The 14,950-nt window shown below is 61.1% G+C and carries 16 protein-coding genes; 7 read left to right on the plus strand and 9 right to left on the minus strand.

Annotated elements, in window-relative coordinates; genetic code table 11:
• Window positions 1-159: 159 nt before the first annotated feature.
• The 3 genes from QN224_RS04295 to thrC form a co-directional block, all read right to left on the minus strand.
• On the minus strand, window positions 160-771 hold the full coding sequence (locus QN224_RS04295) for a GNAT family N-acetyltransferase (protein ID WP_173510601.1): 612 nt from the start codon (window positions 769-771) through the stop codon (window positions 160-162).
• A gap of 250 nt (window positions 772-1,021) precedes the next feature.
• Complete coding sequence (locus tag QN224_RS04300; protein ID WP_173510600.1) at window positions 1,022-2,323, minus strand: pitrilysin family protein; 1,302 nt, start codon at window positions 2,321-2,323, stop codon at window positions 1,022-1,024.
• 15 nt (window positions 2,324-2,338) lie between these two features.
• The gene (gene thrC, locus QN224_RS04305) at window positions 2,339-3,739 is read right to left on the minus strand and encodes a threonine synthase (protein ID WP_283975664.1); all 1,401 of its coding nucleotides are present in this window, start codon (window positions 3,737-3,739) and stop codon (window positions 2,339-2,341) included.
• 491 nt (window positions 3,740-4,230) lie between these two features.
• Here thrC and QN224_RS04310 point away from each other — a divergent pair, with 491 nt between their 5' ends.
• The gene (locus QN224_RS04310) at window positions 4,231-4,776 is read left to right on the plus strand and encodes a hypothetical protein (RefSeq protein WP_173510598.1); all 546 of its coding nucleotides are present in this window, start codon (window positions 4,231-4,233) and stop codon (window positions 4,774-4,776) included.
• Between the two features lie 75 nt (window positions 4,777-4,851).
• Here the strand turns inward: QN224_RS04310 and QN224_RS04315 are convergent, their stop codons facing one another.
• Together QN224_RS04315 and QN224_RS04320 are read right to left on the minus strand one after the other, a co-directional pair.
• A complete protein-coding gene (locus tag QN224_RS04315; protein ID WP_269277312.1) occupies window positions 4,852-5,958 on the minus strand; it encodes a branched-chain amino acid ABC transporter substrate-binding protein in 1,107 nt (368 codons plus the stop codon).
• A gap of 318 nt (window positions 5,959-6,276) precedes the next feature.
• Window positions 6,277-6,972 (minus strand): HAD family hydrolase, encoded by a 696-nt coding sequence (locus QN224_RS04320; protein ID WP_269277308.1) that lies wholly within the window; start codon window positions 6,970-6,972, stop codon window positions 6,277-6,279.
• 180 nt (window positions 6,973-7,152) lie between these two features.
• Between QN224_RS04320 and QN224_RS04325 the strand changes: the two genes are divergently transcribed.
• The 3 genes from QN224_RS04325 (at window position 7,153) to QN224_RS04335 (ending at window position 9,082) form a co-directional block, all read left to right on the plus strand.
• A complete protein-coding gene (locus QN224_RS04325; RefSeq protein ID WP_269277306.1) occupies window positions 7,153-7,821 on the plus strand; it encodes a GntR family transcriptional regulator in 669 nt (222 codons plus the stop codon).
• Window positions 7,822-8,027: 206 nt separating this feature from the next.
• Window positions 8,028-8,621, plus strand: coding sequence for a biotin transporter BioY (locus QN224_RS04330; RefSeq protein ID WP_283975665.1), 594 nt, complete (start codon window positions 8,028-8,030; stop codon window positions 8,619-8,621).
• Window positions 8,618-9,082 (plus strand): DUF1284 domain-containing protein, encoded by a 465-nt coding sequence (locus tag QN224_RS04335; protein WP_283975666.1) that lies wholly within the window; start codon window positions 8,618-8,620, stop codon window positions 9,080-9,082. Before QN224_RS04330 ends, QN224_RS04335 begins: the two co-directional genes overlap by 4 nt.
• Here QN224_RS04335 and QN224_RS04340 read toward each other — a convergent pair.
• Window positions 9,062-9,742, minus strand: a complete 681-nt coding sequence (locus QN224_RS04340) for a winged helix-turn-helix domain-containing protein (RefSeq protein ID WP_283975667.1) — start codon at window positions 9,740-9,742, stop codon at window positions 9,062-9,064. The two genes, QN224_RS04335 and QN224_RS04340, sit on opposite strands and share 21 nt — an antisense overlap.
• A gap of 72 nt (window positions 9,743-9,814) precedes the next feature.
• On the opposite strand from QN224_RS04340, the gene QN224_RS04345 reads away from it, so the two are divergent.
• The 3 genes from QN224_RS04345 (at window position 9,815) to QN224_RS04355 (ending at window position 11,780) form a co-directional block, all read left to right on the plus strand.
• The gene (locus tag QN224_RS04345; protein ID WP_283975668.1) at window positions 9,815-10,135 is read left to right on the plus strand and encodes an NIPSNAP family protein; all 321 of its coding nucleotides are present in this window, start codon (window positions 9,815-9,817) and stop codon (window positions 10,133-10,135) included.
• Window positions 10,136-10,139: 4 nt separating this feature from the next.
• The gene (locus tag QN224_RS04350; RefSeq protein ID WP_283975669.1) at window positions 10,140-10,499 is read left to right on the plus strand and encodes an antibiotic biosynthesis monooxygenase; all 360 of its coding nucleotides are present in this window, start codon (window positions 10,140-10,142) and stop codon (window positions 10,497-10,499) included.
• A gap of 150 nt (window positions 10,500-10,649) precedes the next feature.
• Window positions 10,650-11,780, plus strand: coding sequence for a site-specific DNA-methyltransferase (locus tag QN224_RS04355; protein WP_283975670.1), 1,131 nt, complete (start codon window positions 10,650-10,652; stop codon window positions 11,778-11,780).
• A gap of 176 nt (window positions 11,781-11,956) precedes the next feature.
• On the opposite strand, the gene QN224_RS04360 is transcribed toward QN224_RS04355, so the two are convergent.
• From QN224_RS04360 to mutY, 3 genes are all read right to left on the minus strand, one after another.
• Entirely contained in the window at window positions 11,957-12,994 is a 1,038-nt protein-coding gene (locus QN224_RS04360) for a calcium-binding protein (protein ID WP_283975671.1), read from the minus strand.
• Window positions 12,995-13,163: 169 nt separating this feature from the next.
• The gene (locus QN224_RS04365) at window positions 13,164-13,781 is read right to left on the minus strand and encodes an HAD family phosphatase (protein ID WP_173510587.1); all 618 of its coding nucleotides are present in this window, start codon (window positions 13,779-13,781) and stop codon (window positions 13,164-13,166) included.
• 72 nt (window positions 13,782-13,853) lie between these two features.
• A complete protein-coding gene (mutY, locus tag QN224_RS04370; protein ID WP_283975672.1) occupies window positions 13,854-14,948 on the minus strand; it encodes an A/G-specific adenine glycosylase in 1,095 nt (364 codons plus the stop codon).
• Window positions 14,949-14,950 lie beyond the last annotated feature (2 nt).

Raw genomic sequence — 14,950 nt, forward strand, 5'->3', positions numbered from 1 at the left:
TGGCCGTCAGGTCGAGCGCCGTGTCTTCGCGCGAGATCTTCACCGGTTCGAGCGCGTGCGCGACGCCGCCGGCAAAGCCGATGGCGAACACGGCGAATGCGACCAGAAACGCCGCCAGCTTTGCGGCTGGTCGCGCGAACGGCTTAGAGGTCAGGGGCATCAAAGGGGCATATTCCTGTTCGGTACGGCGTCTGCGGACAGGAGGGAAAACATCAGATGATCCCGCCACTGCCCGTTTATCTTCAAGTACTGTCTCAAATAGCCTTCACGCTCAAAGCCGGCCTTTTCAAGGAGCCGGATGCTCCGCGCGTTCTCTGGAATACAGGCTGCTTCAATACGGTGCAACTCGAGGGTCGAAAAGATGTAGGGGATCGTCAGCTTCAGCGCCTCGTACATATGACCCTGGCCGGCATATTTCTGTCCCATCCAGTAGCCGATCATGCAGTTCTGGGCCGCGCCTCGTCGGATGTGTCCGATGGTAAGGCCGCCAAGGAGTATTTCGTCCGGCTTGTGGAAAAGAAACAAGGGAACGGCCTGGCCGGAGGCATATTCCTGTTCATTGCGAATGACGCGGCTGCGAAACGCGCTCTCGGTCATTTCGTCGGCACGCCAGGTGGGTTCCCACGGCTCCAGGAAAGCGCGGCTCTCGCTGCGCAACTGATACCATTGGCGATAATCGGCATAACGGGGGAGGCGAAGCAGATAGTTCCGGTTGGCGATCTCGATCGACTCGGGCTGCCGCGACAGAAACCGAAAAACCGATCGTGCCATATATACCTCCGGGCCAGGATCGCGGGCGGGGGCGGCGGCGAAAGCCGTCTGGATTTTCCTCGCCCGTCCCAGCCACTATGCTTGACGGAAGGAATTATCTCCCGTCAACGGCGCCGCCGTTCCAACCTTCCGGTGGCGCCGCCACACTGTGAACGTTGCACAACTTCGCGCCTGAATCGAATCCGATTTTCAGAAATTGTTCAAGAAAAACACTCCGGTTCCGCCGTGTTGAGTTCCGCGGCAGACCCGGTCAGATCGCCATGGCGTGCGCCTCAGCGGCCTTCATGTTCAGAGACGACAGAATGTCGCTCATGGGAGCAAGCTGTTCAAGCGGGCCGATCGCCGACAGCGTCGGGACCGTATCGAAGAACAGGCGGCCGGCGAGGTCGGTCAGGCGCTCTATGGTGATGCCGGACAGCCGTTCCATCAGTTCCTCGTTGGGAATGGGGCGGCCATAGAGCATCATCTGGCGGGCGATCTGTCCGGCCCGCGCAGCAGGGCTTTCCTGTCCCATGAGCAATTGCGCGCGGATCTGCGCGCGGGCGCGCTCGATTTCCTGCTGCTCGATGCTCATCGATGATTTGCGCAGTTCGTCGACGATCACCGGCATCAGTTCCGGCAGGTTTTCCCCGCCCGTGGCAGCATGGACGCCGAAGATACCGGTGTCGGAGAAGCCCCAGTGGAAGGCATAGACGGAATAACAGAGGCCCCGGTGCTCGCGCACTTCCTGGAAGAGGCGCGAAGACATGCCTCCGCCGAGAATATTGGCAAGGATCTGCGAACAGTAGAAGTCGCGCGCGTGGTAGGCTTTCCCCTCGAAGCCGAGCAGGATCTGCGCATCCATAAGATCGCGGCTCTCGCGACTGTCGCCGCCGGTGTAGAGCGCCGTGTCGAGAACGGGAGAGGAATGCGGCTCGCGCGGCAGCGCAGAAAAGCGTCTTTCCACCTCGCGCACGAAGGAATCGTGCTCGACCGCGCCGGCCGCCACGATGAAGATTCGGTCGGTCGTATAGTTGCGGCCGAGGTAATGGCGAATCTGGTCGGCCGAGAAGGACATGACGGTTTCCGGCGTGCCGAGGATCGGGCGGCCAACCGTCTGGTCGCGGTAGGCGGTCTCGGCGAAACGGTCGAAGACGACGTCATCCGGGGTGTCGTCCGCCGCGCCGATTTCCTGCAGGATGACGTGTTTCTCGCGCCTGAGTTCCTCGTCTTCGAAGGTAGATTCCGTCAGGATATCGGCGAGGATGTCGACAGCCAGCGGCACATGGTCCTTGAGCACGCGGGCGTAGTACGAGGTCGTTTCGGTGGAGGTGGCGGCGTTGAGTTCGCCGCCGACATTCTCGATCTCCTCGGCGATCTGGCGGGCGCTGCGCCGCCGGGTCCCCTTGAAAGCCATGTGCTCCAGCAGGTGCGCTATGCCGTGTTCATCCACGGTTTCGTTGCGCGAACCGGACTTGATCCAGACGCCGAGCGCCACGCTTTCGAGATGCGGCATCCGCTCGGTCACCACCGTCAGCCCGGATGGTAGCCGGGTGCACTTAACTTTCATCATACGTTTCTTCTCGTTCTAATCCCGAACGCGGGTACGCTCGCCGATGAAGGTTTCGACGTTCTTAAGCTCCGGATCCAGGATATCGAAACGCTCCGCCCTATTCATGAGATCAGCAAGCCACGTCGGGAGCGCGGGGTCAATACCACTTGCCGATTTTACTGCGTCGGGGAATTTTGCCGGATGGGCCGTCGCAAGTGTGACCATCGGCGCAGAAGATTTCTCGTTTTTGCCCGCCACGAATACGCCGATTGCTGTATGCGGATCAAGGAGATAGCCGCTTTCCTCGAAGGTCCTGAGGATCGTCTTCGTCACTTCTTTTTCCGAGGCGCGGCCCGCGCGGAATTCCTTGCGGATTTTTTTCACGGCACTGTCGCCGATCGCGAAGGAACCGGATTGCTTGAGGCCTGCCATCGCCGCACGCACCTTGGCCGGGTCGCGATCGTAAGCCTCGAACAACAGTCTTTCGAAGTTGGAAGAGATCTGGATGTCCATCGAGGGCGACGTCGTCGCCTTGACCTCGCGCATTTCGTAGCGACCGGTTTTCAGCGTGCGCGCGAGAATGTCATTCTCGTTGGTCGCGATGATCAGCTTGTCGATCGGCAAGCCCATGCGCTTGGCCACGTAGCCTGCGAAGATATCGCCGAAATTGCCGGTTGGAACCGTAAAGGAAATCTTCCGGTCGGGACCGCCGAGCGAGACCGCGGCGGTGAAATAGTAGACGATCTGGGCCATGATGCGGGCCCAGTTGATCGAGTTGACGCCCGAGAGCTTGACGCCGTCGCGGAAGCTCTCATCGTTGAACATCGCTTTGACGAGGTTCTGGCAATCGTCGAAATTTCCCTTGACCGCGATCGCATGCACGTTCGAGGCCGTGGATGTCGTCATCTGCCTTTGCTGCACCGGCGACACCTTGTCGTGCGGGAAGAGAATGAAGATGTCGGTGCGCTCCCTGCCGGCGAAGGCGTCGATCGCCGCGCCACCGGTGTCGCCCGAAGTCGCGCCGACGATGGTCGCGCGTTCACCGCGTTCTGCGAGCACGTGGTCCATCAGGCGGGCGAGCAGCTGCATCGCCACATCCTTGAAGGCCAGCGTCGAGCCGTGGAAAAGCTCCAGCACGAAGGCATTCGGTCCGGTCTGGACGAGCGGCACGACCGCCGGATGCCTGAAGGTGGCATAGGCCTCGTCGATCATCTCGCGAAACTTGGCGGTCGGGATTTCGCCGTTGGTAAAGGGTTCGAGCACGGCAAAGGCGATTTCCTGATAGGACTTGCCGCGCAGCGCCCGTATTTCCTTTTTCGAGAGCGTCGGCCATTCCTTCGGGAGATAGAGCCCGCCGTCGCGCGCGAGCCCTGCGAGAAGGGCGTCGCAAAAACCGAGAGGCGCCGCTTCTCCCCGTGTCGAAATATACTTCACCATCTTCTTTCCTTCGTCATCGTTCCGCGAGAGTGCGACCGTATGAAAGGTCCGCCCACCCCGGCCGCCTTTTTGCGTCAATCCCCGGCAAAACACCTTGTCAATCTTGTCACCATGGCAATTTCCGGCTGGTCGTGCTCCCCGGAATTTTCTGCGCGGGACGGCTGACTGGATCGATTTTTCAAAACGCCGCTGCTATAGACGATGCCCGTGGGCCGTGAAAGGCCTTCGGCCGATCCTTTTCGGTCTACAGCGCCACGCGTCTTAATCAGACGCGCAAAGGACGCTGTAGCACTTTGAATTGCTGCATGTTTTCATCCTTAAGTCGGCTACGATTTAAGGAACCATGCAGAAGGGCGTGGTGGGGCAAGGATGCGATTATCCGCTCCCGTCCCGCTCTAACCTATTGGAATCGATCACGATGATTTTGGATTGATTCAGTCCAAAATCATCGTGATCTGGTGTTTAACCGGGTTCAGCAGAGGTTGTGCAACGTGTTTGGCAAAATATCTCGCCGTCTTCTCGCCGTGTCTCTTCTTGCAGTGCTCGCCGGCTGCAACCAGACGCAAACGGGCGGCGCCATCGAATCTGGCGGCAGTGCGGCCGCCGCGACGCCGGCGGTAATACAGGCCGCTTGTCCTCAGGTCACCCTTCGGGACGGGACCTCCAGCTACCGCACCTATGCGAAGGGCGCGAAAGACGATCCGACCAAGATCGTCTATCAAGCGTCACTTGCCGACACGACGCGCCAATGCGTGCAGAGTGCAGATGCGCTCAAGGTGACGGTGGTGGTGCAGGGGCGTGTCGCGGCAGGTCCCGCCGGCGGACCCGGCAAGCTGACAATGCCGATCCGCGTTGCCGCGACGGACGGCGAAAAGACGCTTTATTCCGAACTCACCCAACATCCGGTCGAGATCCCGCAGGGAAGTGCCTCGACCCAATTCGTTTTCACCAAGGCCGACGTCACGCTTCCCGCTGGTGCGGGCGCCGAAGCCAAGATTTTCGTCGGCTTCGACGAGGGGCCGATCCGGACGCAGTGAGGCCAGCGGACGGGATATCCCGCAACACGCAAAAAAAACGCCGGGGCATGCCCCGGCGTGTCCGTCGCCGTCCGCTTATTCTGCGGCGACGCTCTGGCCGGCTTCCCATTTGTAGAGCGAGAAGCTCGGCGAGGTGAGATCGCCGGTTTCGCCGTAGGTTAGCTTGCCAATGACGGTGTCGATCCCGTCGCCGGACTTGATTGCCGCCGCGACTGCGTTCGGGTCCTCGGCGGAGCCCGCCTTTTCGATGCCGGCCTTGAGGACCTGCACGGCGGCATAGGCATTGAGCGTGAAGGCTTCGGCAGGAATGTTCTTGGCCTTGAGAGCTTCGATCACGGGGGCAGCCTCCGGGTTGCGGGTCGCGTCGCTCGCGTTGGTGTAGATCGTGCCGCTGGCCGCTTCGCCGCCGATCGCCCAGAACTCGGTGTTGGAGAGGCCGTCGCCGCCGATGAGCTGCGCTTTGACGCCCTGGTCGTGCATCTGGCGCACGAGCAGGCCCCCTTCAGCGTGATAGCCGCCGAAATAGACGACATCGACATTTTCGGCCTTGAGGCGCGTGACAATGGCGCCGAAGTCCTTTTCACCGGGAGTCAGACCCTCGTAGACGACTTCGGTGATACCGCCCGCGTTGATCGCAGCCTTGAACCCGTCGGCAAGTCCCTTGCCGTAGGCGGCCTTGTCGTGCAGCACGGCGACGCGCTTGTCCTTGAAGTTCTTGACGACATAGTCGGCGGCGACGACCGCCTGCTGGTCATCGCGCCCGCAGGTGCGCAGCACGTTCCATAGCCCGCGGGTCGTGAGGTCCGGCGTGGTCGCCGTCGGCGTGACCATCAGGATGCCGTTTTCCGCGAGCACGTCGGACGCCGGCATCGAGGTGCCGGAGGTTACCGGGCCGACGACATAGCGCAGACCTTCGCCGGCAAGCTGGTTCGCAACGGATACGGCTTGCTTGGGTTCGCCGCCGTCATCGACGGTCTTGACGACGATCTTTTCGCCATTGATGCCGCCGGCATTGTTGATGGCCTCAACTGCGGCTTCGGCGCCGTTCTTGACCTGCTCGCCGAAGGCGGCGACCGGGCCCGTGAGCGGGGTGATCACGCCAATCGTGATATCGGCATGGGCAAGCGGTGCGAACGCGACACCGGCCGCCAAAGTCAAACCGGTCAATATCGAAAGACGCATGGTGTCTCCTCCTTGGAAAATAACGCTTATGGACTGCTTGATGTAAGCCCTTGGGCGCTGCGCGAAAACCATGATTTTCGAAGGAAGGTCATGCGCAATCAATGCGGCACGGCGTCCTCGCGCGCCGAAAGGGACGCGCCCCATTGCAACCCGCGGGATTTTCCGTCCCGGCAGCAGCCGGGGCGAAAAAGATTGAGCCGATCGCGCCACTGCATGTTTCCTTAAATCGTAGTCGATTGGATAAAAAATGTGCAGCAATTCAAAGTGCTACAACGTTCTTGCTCGTCTGATAAGACGCGCGGTGCTGTAGCATGACGGTCAAGCGGTCATGGACTCCGACCATTCGGCGAGCGCTGCGATCACGCCGGGCAAGACCGCCATGCGGGAAATCACCGTCTCGGCGCCGGCTTCCGTCAACTTGTCCGCATGCGACGGATAGGTATGGGCGCCGCCGGTGAAGCCGACGACGCGCATCCCTGCGGCGCGGGCGCCATGGATGCCGTGCACCGAATCCTCGATGACGAGGACGCGCGAAGGATCAATTCCGAATTGGGCGGCGCCATGCAGGAAGATGTCCGGCTTCGGCTTGACGCGGTCGGCGCCGAGATCACGCGCGGAATAGATATGCTTGCCGAAATGGTCCCTGATACCGACCTTGCCAAGCATTATGGCAAGGCGCTCGGAGGTGGAGTTGGAGCAGACGCAATGCGGCAGTGTCAGTTGCATAAGCGCCAGCTTGACGCCGTCGATGATCTTGACGTCGCGGGCGAGCCGCTTGTCGAGAATCGTGTCGACCTTGTCGATCAGCGATGCCGACAGGGGAATGCTCGCTTCCTTCTCGATTGCGAGCAGCGTGTTGCGCCAGGTCATGCCGGCGAAGCGCTCGGCCATTTCCTCGACGCTGATCGGATAACCCGCTTCCGTCAGCAATCCGGCCTCGACTTCCGAGGCGATGATTTCCGAGTCGACGAGAACGCCGTCGCAGTCGAAGATAATGAGATCGATACCGGTCATTTGGGAGTCAGTTCCTTGGGAGAAAAAGGCGCCACTGGCAGGGGAGGAGTCTGGATCGCCATGAACGCGACAGCAGGCAGAGCTTTATACGATGGCGGCCCAAAGCTCAACCTTTGGAAATCGCCGGAAGAGTACCCGGGCTTCCTCGACAGCGTCGGAATGCGCCTCTATCTGTAGCGCATGAACAAGGAACGCGACGACACGCTTGCGAGCCGCATCAGCCGCGTGCTTGCCGAAAGGATCATCTCCGGAGTGCTGCCGCCGGGCGAGCGGCTGCGGCAGGATCATGTTGCCGAGGAGTTCGGCGCCAGCCACGTTCCTGTGCGCGAGGCCTTTCGCCGGCTTGAAGCGCAGGGGCTCGCGGTCAGCGAACCGCGCCGCGGCGTGCGCGTCGCCGCTTTCGACCTCAAGGAAGTGCGCGAAGTGGCAGAGATGCGGGCCGTCCTGGAGGTTTTGGCACTACGCCACGCTGTGCCGCACCTGACGCCAGCGATCCTCGATCGGGCCGAGGCGGCAACGGTTGCGGCCGACCGTTCCCGGGACGTGCGCTCCTGGGAGGCGGCGAACCGCGCCTTCCACCGGATAATTCTCGAGCCTTGTGGCATGCCGCGCTTGCTCGCGGCGATCGACGATCTTCATGCTGCAAGTGCCCGGTTTCTTTTCTCGGCTTGGCGTTCGAGTTGGGAAGCCCGCACCGACCACGATCATCGCGCCATCCTGGCGGCTCTCCGTCAAGGGAAGGGCGAGGAGGCGGCAGCCATTCTCGAGCGTCACGTGGGCTGGATCGGCAAGACTCCGGTGAAGACCGCGGCCGGTGAGATCCACGACGCCTTCTCTATCGTCGGCTAGAGTCCCGTCGCTGCGACCATTCAAAATTATCTATAATTTCTGCAGCCGGAGGCGCGTGGATGCGTCGCCCCAGAGCTTCCTTTCGGTTGCGAACGCAAATTCGCAGTCCCCTGACTATTGATCGCGTCTCAGCTTACGGCTATTGGATAAATTATAGATAGTTCCAGAAATTATCTATAATTCCGAATTCCAACTTGAGAGAACCAATGTCCGATCTTGTTTCTGCGCATTCACCCGTTTTCGATCCGCTGCGTCTCGACGGAAAAGCGTGGCCACTCAAGGCGCTGTTCGTGCTGGCAGGCACAGGCTTCCTTGCAATCTCCTCGCAGATCAGCGTGCCGATGGTGCCGGTGCCGATCACCATGCAGACCTTCGCGATCACCATGATCGGCGTCATCTATGGCTGGCGTCTGGGTGTGGTCACCATCCTGGCATGGCTGACGGAAGCCTTGATCGGGCTGCCGGTGCTTGCCAATGGCGCGGGGGGCGTCGTCCACTTTGCCGGTCCGACGGCCGGTTATCTCGCCTCGTTTCCGCTGATCGGCGGCCTCGCCGGTTGGCTGGCCGCGCGCGGCTGGACAGGCGATCGGGTGGTGCTGAGCTTCATGGCGCACTTCTCCGCCAATATCCTCTGCCTCGTCATCGGTGTGGCGTGGCTTGCGACGCTGATCGGCCTCGAAGAGGCTATCATGTTGGGCGCCGCTCCATTCCTGCTCGGTGCGGTCCTGAAATCAGCGCTCGCGGCGGCGGTTCTCAAGGCAATCCAGCGCTTCATTCGCAAGCCGGCAGGCCTGTTTTGATGGTTCGCCTGCGCGGGCATCATCTTCTGTGTCTGCTGACCTTCGTGGGCGAGGGCTATACGCCCTCGTTCACCCGCAACTATCGCCAGATTGCCGGTCGCCTTTCGGCCGGCGAGCCGATCGAGATCGTCGACGGGCCGGACGATATCTGCGCGCCGATGCGGGATGTGCCCGAGGTGCATTGCCGCAACGAAAATATCGGCTGTCGCGACAACCGGGCTTTGGCTGCGGTATCCGACCTGCTGGGGCTGCCGCTTGGTCCCGGTTCGGTTCTCATTCTCGATGACGGCCGCCTTCAGGACCTGCGCGACGCCTTTGCGCGTGGCTCTGTCCGCGCCGCCTGCGATGAATGCGAATGGTCCGCGCTTTGCACACGCGTCGCGACGGATGGATTTGACGGCGTGCTCGTTCGAGGAGTGCCGGCGCCGCCTGCCGTATCACTATTGCGGAAAGAGCTCTGAGAAGGCTTTTTCGCCAGTGTCGGTAAAGCGGATGGCACGGCTGTTCTGCTCGCGGTTCGCCCAACCCTTGTCGATGAAGAGGGTCAGGAACGCCTCACCGAGCGAGCCGGCAAGATGCGAGCGACGCTCGCTCCAGTCGAGGCACGTCCGGCAGATCGGCCGGCGGGATTTCTTGAGTGCGGCATAATCGATGCCCAAGGCCTCGACGTGGGCCCGACCGCCATCAGTCAGTGCAAGGTCTTCTCCGGTCACTTCGATCTGCCGCGCGGCGACCAGGCTGTCGAGCATGCGTACGCCGTAATCGCCGGCCAGATGATTGTAGCAGACGCGCGCCTTTCTCAGCGCCGGGTCCTTCGGCCCCGGTTGATGGCGCGTCAGGCCGCGGCTCGCGGCAAAACCCATGATGCTTTCGAGCATCAAGCCGACTTCATCCTCGCTCAAGGCGTAATAACGGTGGCGGCCCTGCTTGCGCTGCGTCAACAGGCCGCCAACCTCAAGCTTGGCGAGGTGCGAACTCGCGGTCTGCAATGTGATTCCGGCATGTGCCGCAAGCTCAGTCGGCGTCAATGCCCGCCCGCCCATCAGCGCGGTCAGCATGTTGGCGCGCGCCGGATCGCCGATGAGCGAGCCGATCAAGGCAATGTCCGGACCTTCCTTCATACTTCGATCTTAATCGAAGCATTCGCGCCGGACAAGGAGGCATAATTGTTCCCAGGCCAGAAGGAGAAAACCATGATCACCTGCTTCATCCGTTACGAGATCGATCCGTTCCGCAAGGACGACTTTGCGACCTATGCCCGCAATTGGGGCCAAGCCATTCCCCGCTGCGGCGCCGATCTCATCGGCTATTTCGGCCCGCACGAAGGTTCGGCGACGACCGCCTACGGCGTCTACAACATCGAGAGCCTCGCCGCCTACGAAGCCTATCGCGCCCGACTCGCCGCCGACCCGCTCGGGCGCGAGAACTACGAGTTCGCCCGGAGGGAACGCTTCATCCTGAAGGAGGATCGCATCTTTTTGCGGAACGTCTCTCTGCCGCATGGAAAGGAATGACGCGATGATTGCTGTGATATTCGAAGTCGTCCCGGCCGAGGGGAGGCGCGACACCTATCTTGGTCTTGCCGCCGATCTGCGGCCCCTGCTGGACAGCATCGATGGCTTCATTTCCATCGAGCGTTTCCAGAGCCTCACCGATCCGAACAAGCTGCTGTCGCTCTCCTTCTGGCGCGATGAAGCGGCGGTGCAGACGTGGCGCAACGGCGCCGAACATCGCGCCGCCCAGGAGGCGGGCCGGCGTGGAGTGTTTGCCGACTATCGTCTGAGGATCGCGGCAGTCGTCCGGGACTACGGCCTCAACGATCGCGATCAGGCGCCGCCCGACAGTCGTCAGTGGCATGATCGGGACGATACGACTTGAGGAAGGCGCTCCACAGGTGAACCAATGATGCGGATTGGTCGGCATAAGCATGGGCGCCAATTTTTCTGGAGCGGCTTCAGCCTTTGGTAACCATCTTCGGTAACCATAAGCGTATAGTCAGTCCGAGTAAGCGTATTTGCGAGTTGTCCAATGTCTTCAGTTGTTTCGCTTGCCGAAATCTCCCGTGCCGCCCGTCCGTTGAACTGGCTCGACAGCATCATCAAGGGAGATTGCGTGGCAGCGCTGAACGCGCTTCCCGATAATTCCGTCGATGCCGTTTTTGCCGATCCGCCCTACAATCTCCAGCTCGGCGGCATGCTGCACCGGCCGGATCAATCGCTGGTCGACGCCGTCGACAACGACTGGGACCAGTTCGCCTCCTTCGAGGCTTACGATGCCTTCACCCGCGCCTGGCTGCTCGCCTGCCGCCGCGTCCTGAAGCCGACCGGCACGCTTTGGGTGATCGGTTCCTACCACAATATCTTCCGGGTCGGCGCGATCCTGCAGGACCTGCATTTCTGGATCTTGAACGACATCATCTGGCGCAAGACCAATCCGATGCCGAACTTCAAGGGCCGCCGTTTCCAGAACGCCCATGAAACTCTGATCTGGGCGACGCCGAACGCGAAGGCCAAGGGCTATACCTTCAATTACGAAGCCATGAAGGCGGCAAACGACGACGTTCAGATGCGCTCCGACTGGCTGTTCCCAATCTGCTCGGGCAATGAACGCCTGAAGGGTGACGACGGCAAGAAGGTGCATCCGACGCAGAAGCCGGAGGCGCTTCTCGCCCGTATCCTGATGGCCTCGACCAAGCCCGGCGACGTCGTGCTCGATCCCTTCTTCGGCTCCGGCACCACCGGCGCTGTCGCCAAGCGCCTCGGTCGCCATTTCGTCGGCATCGAGCGCGAACAGGACTACATTGATGCCGCCGCCGAACGCATCGCCGCCGTCGAGCCGCTCGGTAAGGCGACGCTTTCCGTGATGACCGGCAAGAAGGCGGAGCCGCGCGTTGCCTTCAACACGCTGATCGAAAGCGGGCTGATCAAGCCCGGCACGGTACTCACCGATGCAAAGCGCCGCTACAGCGCTATCGTGCGTGCGGATGGTACGCTCGCCTCGGGCGGCGAGGCGGGCTCCATCCACCGCCTTGGCGCGAAAGTTCAGGGGCTCGATGCCTGCAACGGCTGGACATTCTGGCACTTCGAAGAGGGAAGCAGCCTGAAGCCGATCGACGAACTCCGATCCGTCATTCGAAATGACCTGGCAAAACTGAACTGATCAACCAGTTCCGCTTGGGTCTTCGAAAAGCGCTCCATCCGGTTTTTGTACCTTCAGTCCCGGGGGAGAGCTTTAAACGCCCGGAATCCGCAAGGATTCCGGGCGTTTGTAATTAACGTCGGAAAAGAAAGACCCGCCGCGGCTGCAGAGGGTCCTCTGTCGAGAGACGCGGCGTATCAGAGGAAGAAGTCGTCGAACCGCAAGCTGGAGACGCCATTGACCTTGATCTGGAAATCGGCGTAGCCGTCGCCATTGACGTCACCGGAGACGACCCCGTAGCGGAAATTGAGCTCGCCCGCCTCTCCGGAGAAGGTGCTGCTGCCGATGAAGGTGAAGCTCTGATTGCCGCTCCAGGTCGTGTCGGCGTCGATCGTCGAAAGGTCGATCACGTCGTATTCGGAACGATGGAAATCGGTGATCACATCGCGGCTGCTGCCGACCGCCGTTTCGCTGATCGAATTGAAGTCGAAGTCGTCGGCGCCGGTACCACCGACCAGATAATCGAACCCTGTGCCGCCGCGCAGGATGTCTGCGCCGGAGCCGCCATAGAGATCGTCTGCACCGCTGCCGCCGTCGAGAAAGTCGTTGCCGCCGAGGCCGTCGAGGATGTCGTTGCCGCCGAGTCCGCGCAGGACGTTGGCGACCGAGCTGCCGGTAATATCGTCGTGGCCGTAATTCGTGCCTGTCGCATTCTCGATGCTGATCAGGTCTTCCCGACGACCCGTGCCGGTGGTCGCATATTTATAGCCGAGGTCGATCGTCACCCCTCTGCCGCGCTCCGAGCTGAAGCTGTCCTGCAGTTGATAGCTGATCGTATCGACTCCGGTGCCGCCGTTGAAATAGTTCTTGAAACCGACGGAGAGGAAGGTGTCGTTGCCGCTATCGCCATAATAGTCGCTCGCGTAGGTCTCGATCTCGAAGCGGTCGTTGCCGGTGCCGCCGGAAACTACGTCATAGGAGCTTGCGTCGCGAACACGTGCGTCGGCGATGTAAAGATCGTCGCCGGCACCCATGAAGATATCGTTGCCACCCTCGAAGTAATTCACGACGGTGTCGTTGCCGTATCCCGCATCGACGAAGTTGTATCCGCCGTAGACGTCAGTCCTGTTCAGGTAAATCTGGTCGTTACCATCAAGTGCATAGATCTCAACCGAGATGTAACCGTTCTGAACGATCTTATCGCTGTAGTTCGTTCCGTAGATACGCGTCGCCATGGAGAAGAACCTTTCGGGGTGGACGTCGAATTCTGGCCGTGATCATGAAGGGTGGGACCTGAATGACGGCTGAACCGATTGTGGCGCTTTGGTGATTTCACAGCCACCACGGACATGGGAAAACCGTGCGGCGTCATGACTTAAGAGTCTTGATGCGTCTCGTCCAAAACTAGTGATGAATGCCATATGCCGCGAGATCGACCTTCAGCTTCTCGGGATCGATGAAGCGAACCGCATGCCAGCCCGCAGCGCGCGCGCCTTCGACATTGGCGATGCTGTCGTCGATGAAGAGCGTGGCGGCGGGCTCGAGGTCGAAGGCCTCGGCATGGGCCTCATAGATTGCGACGTCCGGCTTTATCAGCCCGACGTCACCGGAGACCGTCACGCCGCGCGGCAGCGTCAGGAACGGAAAAAGCTTCTGCGCCTCCCGGAACGTATCGGACGCAAAATTGGTGAGCATGGTGACGTCGCGTCCTTCGGCGATCAGTCCCTCCATCAGGGAGACGGTCTCGACATAGGCATGCGGTACCATCTCCTGCCAGCATCGGCGAAATGCGCGAATCTGCTCCTCGCGGTCCGGGTGTTCCCGAATCAAGATTTCCTCCGCCTCGTTCCATGAGCGTCCGCGATCCTGCTCGACGTTCCAGTCGTGCGTGCAGACATTGGCGAAGAACCAGTTGCGCTCGGTCTCGTCGGGAATGATGCGGCAGTAGGGAAGATGCGGGTCGTAGTGGATCAACACCTTGCCGATGTCGAAGACGATGTGGCGGATGTTGGCGCTGCTCATCGGCAATCCTTGGTTGTCCAACAGGTTCTGTGCGGGGAGATTGACGAAAAACGCTTCATGCATCGGCTCGATCTAGCTTCGCTCGGCCCTGAAGGCGTTTGGTATAGCTTGGGCGATTGCCTTTTTCATGACGGTTGGAAGCGCCTGCGCCTTGAGTGACGCGATCGGTTCCCACCATCCGTTCGCGCCTGTCTCGGCGCGTTGGACATTGGCGCGGTAGACCGAAAGGCGCAACTCGAAATGCGTGAAAACATGCGTGATCGCTCCGCAGTGCTCCCAGCGCGCAGCGAAGGGCTGGGCATCGATCGAGGTCTCGCCGTCGCGACGGGCTGTCCACCCTGTGCCGGGAACCTCGGTCATGCCCCCGAGAAGGCCCGTATCGGCGCGCTTCTGCAGGTAGACGGCGTTCGAGTTGTCGATCGCCACGAAAGCTGCGCCGAGACGTAGCGGCTTTTGCTTCTTTTCCGCCTTGCGCGGGAAGGTTTCGGGGTCGGCCGTCGCAAGTGCCAGACAGCTTGAACGGAAAGGACAGAGCGAACAGGCTGGCCGCTTCGGGGTGCAGATCGTCGCGCCGAGATCCATCATCGCCTGCGCAAAGTCGCCCGGGCGATCCTCCGGCGTCAGGGCAAGGACACGCGCCCGCATTTCGGGTTTGGCGGCAGGCAGTGGCGTTTCGATGGCATGGAGCCGGGAAATTACCCGTTCGACATTGCCGTCGAGAACGGCGCTTCGGCGGTTAAAGGCAATCGCGGCGATCGCCGCCGCCGTGTAGTCGCCGATGCCCGGAAGTGCTTTCAGGCCCTCTTCGGTGTTCGGAAAGTGCCCGCCGTGCTCACCCGCCACCGCTTCGGCGCATTTTTTCAGGTTGCGCGCTCGGGCGTAATAGCCGAGCCCGGCCCAGGCTTTCATCACGTCTTCCGTATCCGCAGCGGCAAGATCACCGACCGTCGGCCAAAGCGTCAGGAACTTGTTGAAATAGGCCCTGACCGCCTGGACGGTGGTCTGCTGCAGCATGACCTCGGACAGCCAGACGTGGTAGGGATCGGCGACCGCGCCCCTTCGCGCCATCGGCGGCGAGACTCGCCACGGCAGGTCGCGATGGTGGCGATCATACCAGTCGAGAAGAAGAAAGTTGGCTTCCGCCGCCTTCGGGGTGTGGTGCATCATTT

The organism is Sinorhizobium sp. 7-81 (genome assembly GCF_030124405.1).
In the GTDB taxonomy this organism is placed as follows: Bacteria; Pseudomonadota; Alphaproteobacteria; order Rhizobiales; family Rhizobiaceae; genus Sinorhizobium; species Sinorhizobium psoraleae.

Excerpts from the sequence above, each read along its gene's own strand:
- QN224_RS04315 (WP_269277312.1), bottom strand. The coding sequence starts at position 5,958 with ATGCGTCTTTCGATATTGACCGGTTTGACTTTGGCGGCCGGTGTCGCG.
- QN224_RS04340 (WP_283975667.1), bottom strand. The coding sequence starts at position 9,742 with ATGAAGGAAGGTCCGGACATTGCCTTGATCGGCTCGCTCATCGGCGAT.
- QN224_RS04330 (WP_283975665.1), top strand. The coding sequence starts at position 8,028 with ATGTCCGATCTTGTTTCTGCGCATTCACCCGTTTTCGATCCGCTGCGT.
- QN224_RS04355 (WP_283975670.1), top strand. The coding sequence starts at position 10,650 with ATGTCTTCAGTTGTTTCGCTTGCCGAAATCTCCCGTGCCGCCCGTCCG.
- QN224_RS04365 (WP_173510587.1), bottom strand. The coding sequence starts at position 13,781 with ATGAGCAGCGCCAACATCCGCCACATCGTCTTCGACATCGGCAAGGTG.
- QN224_RS04320 (WP_269277308.1), bottom strand. The coding sequence starts at position 6,972 with ATGACCGGTATCGATCTCATTATCTTCGACTGCGACGGCGTTCTCGTC.
- QN224_RS04300 (WP_173510600.1), bottom strand. The coding sequence starts at position 2,323 with ATGATGAAAGTTAAGTGCACCCGGCTACCATCCGGGCTGACGGTGGTG.
- QN224_RS04350 (WP_283975669.1), top strand. The coding sequence starts at position 10,140 with ATGATTGCTGTGATATTCGAAGTCGTCCCGGCCGAGGGGAGGCGCGAC.
- mutY (WP_283975672.1), bottom strand. The coding sequence starts at position 14,948 with ATGATGCACCACACCCCGAAGGCGGCGGAAGCCAACTTTCTTCTTCTC.
- QN224_RS04360 (WP_283975671.1), bottom strand. The coding sequence starts at position 12,994 with ATGGCGACGCGTATCTACGGAACGAACTACAGCGATAAGATCGTTCAG.
- QN224_RS04345 (WP_283975668.1), top strand. The coding sequence starts at position 9,815 with ATGATCACCTGCTTCATCCGTTACGAGATCGATCCGTTCCGCAAGGAC.
- QN224_RS04295 (WP_173510601.1), bottom strand. The coding sequence starts at position 771 with ATGGCACGATCGGTTTTTCGGTTTCTGTCGCGGCAGCCCGAGTCGATC.
- QN224_RS04325 (WP_269277306.1), top strand. The coding sequence starts at position 7,153 with ATGAACAAGGAACGCGACGACACGCTTGCGAGCCGCATCAGCCGCGTG.
- thrC (WP_283975664.1), bottom strand. The coding sequence starts at position 3,739 with ATGGTGAAGTATATTTCGACACGGGGAGAAGCGGCGCCTCTCGGTTTT.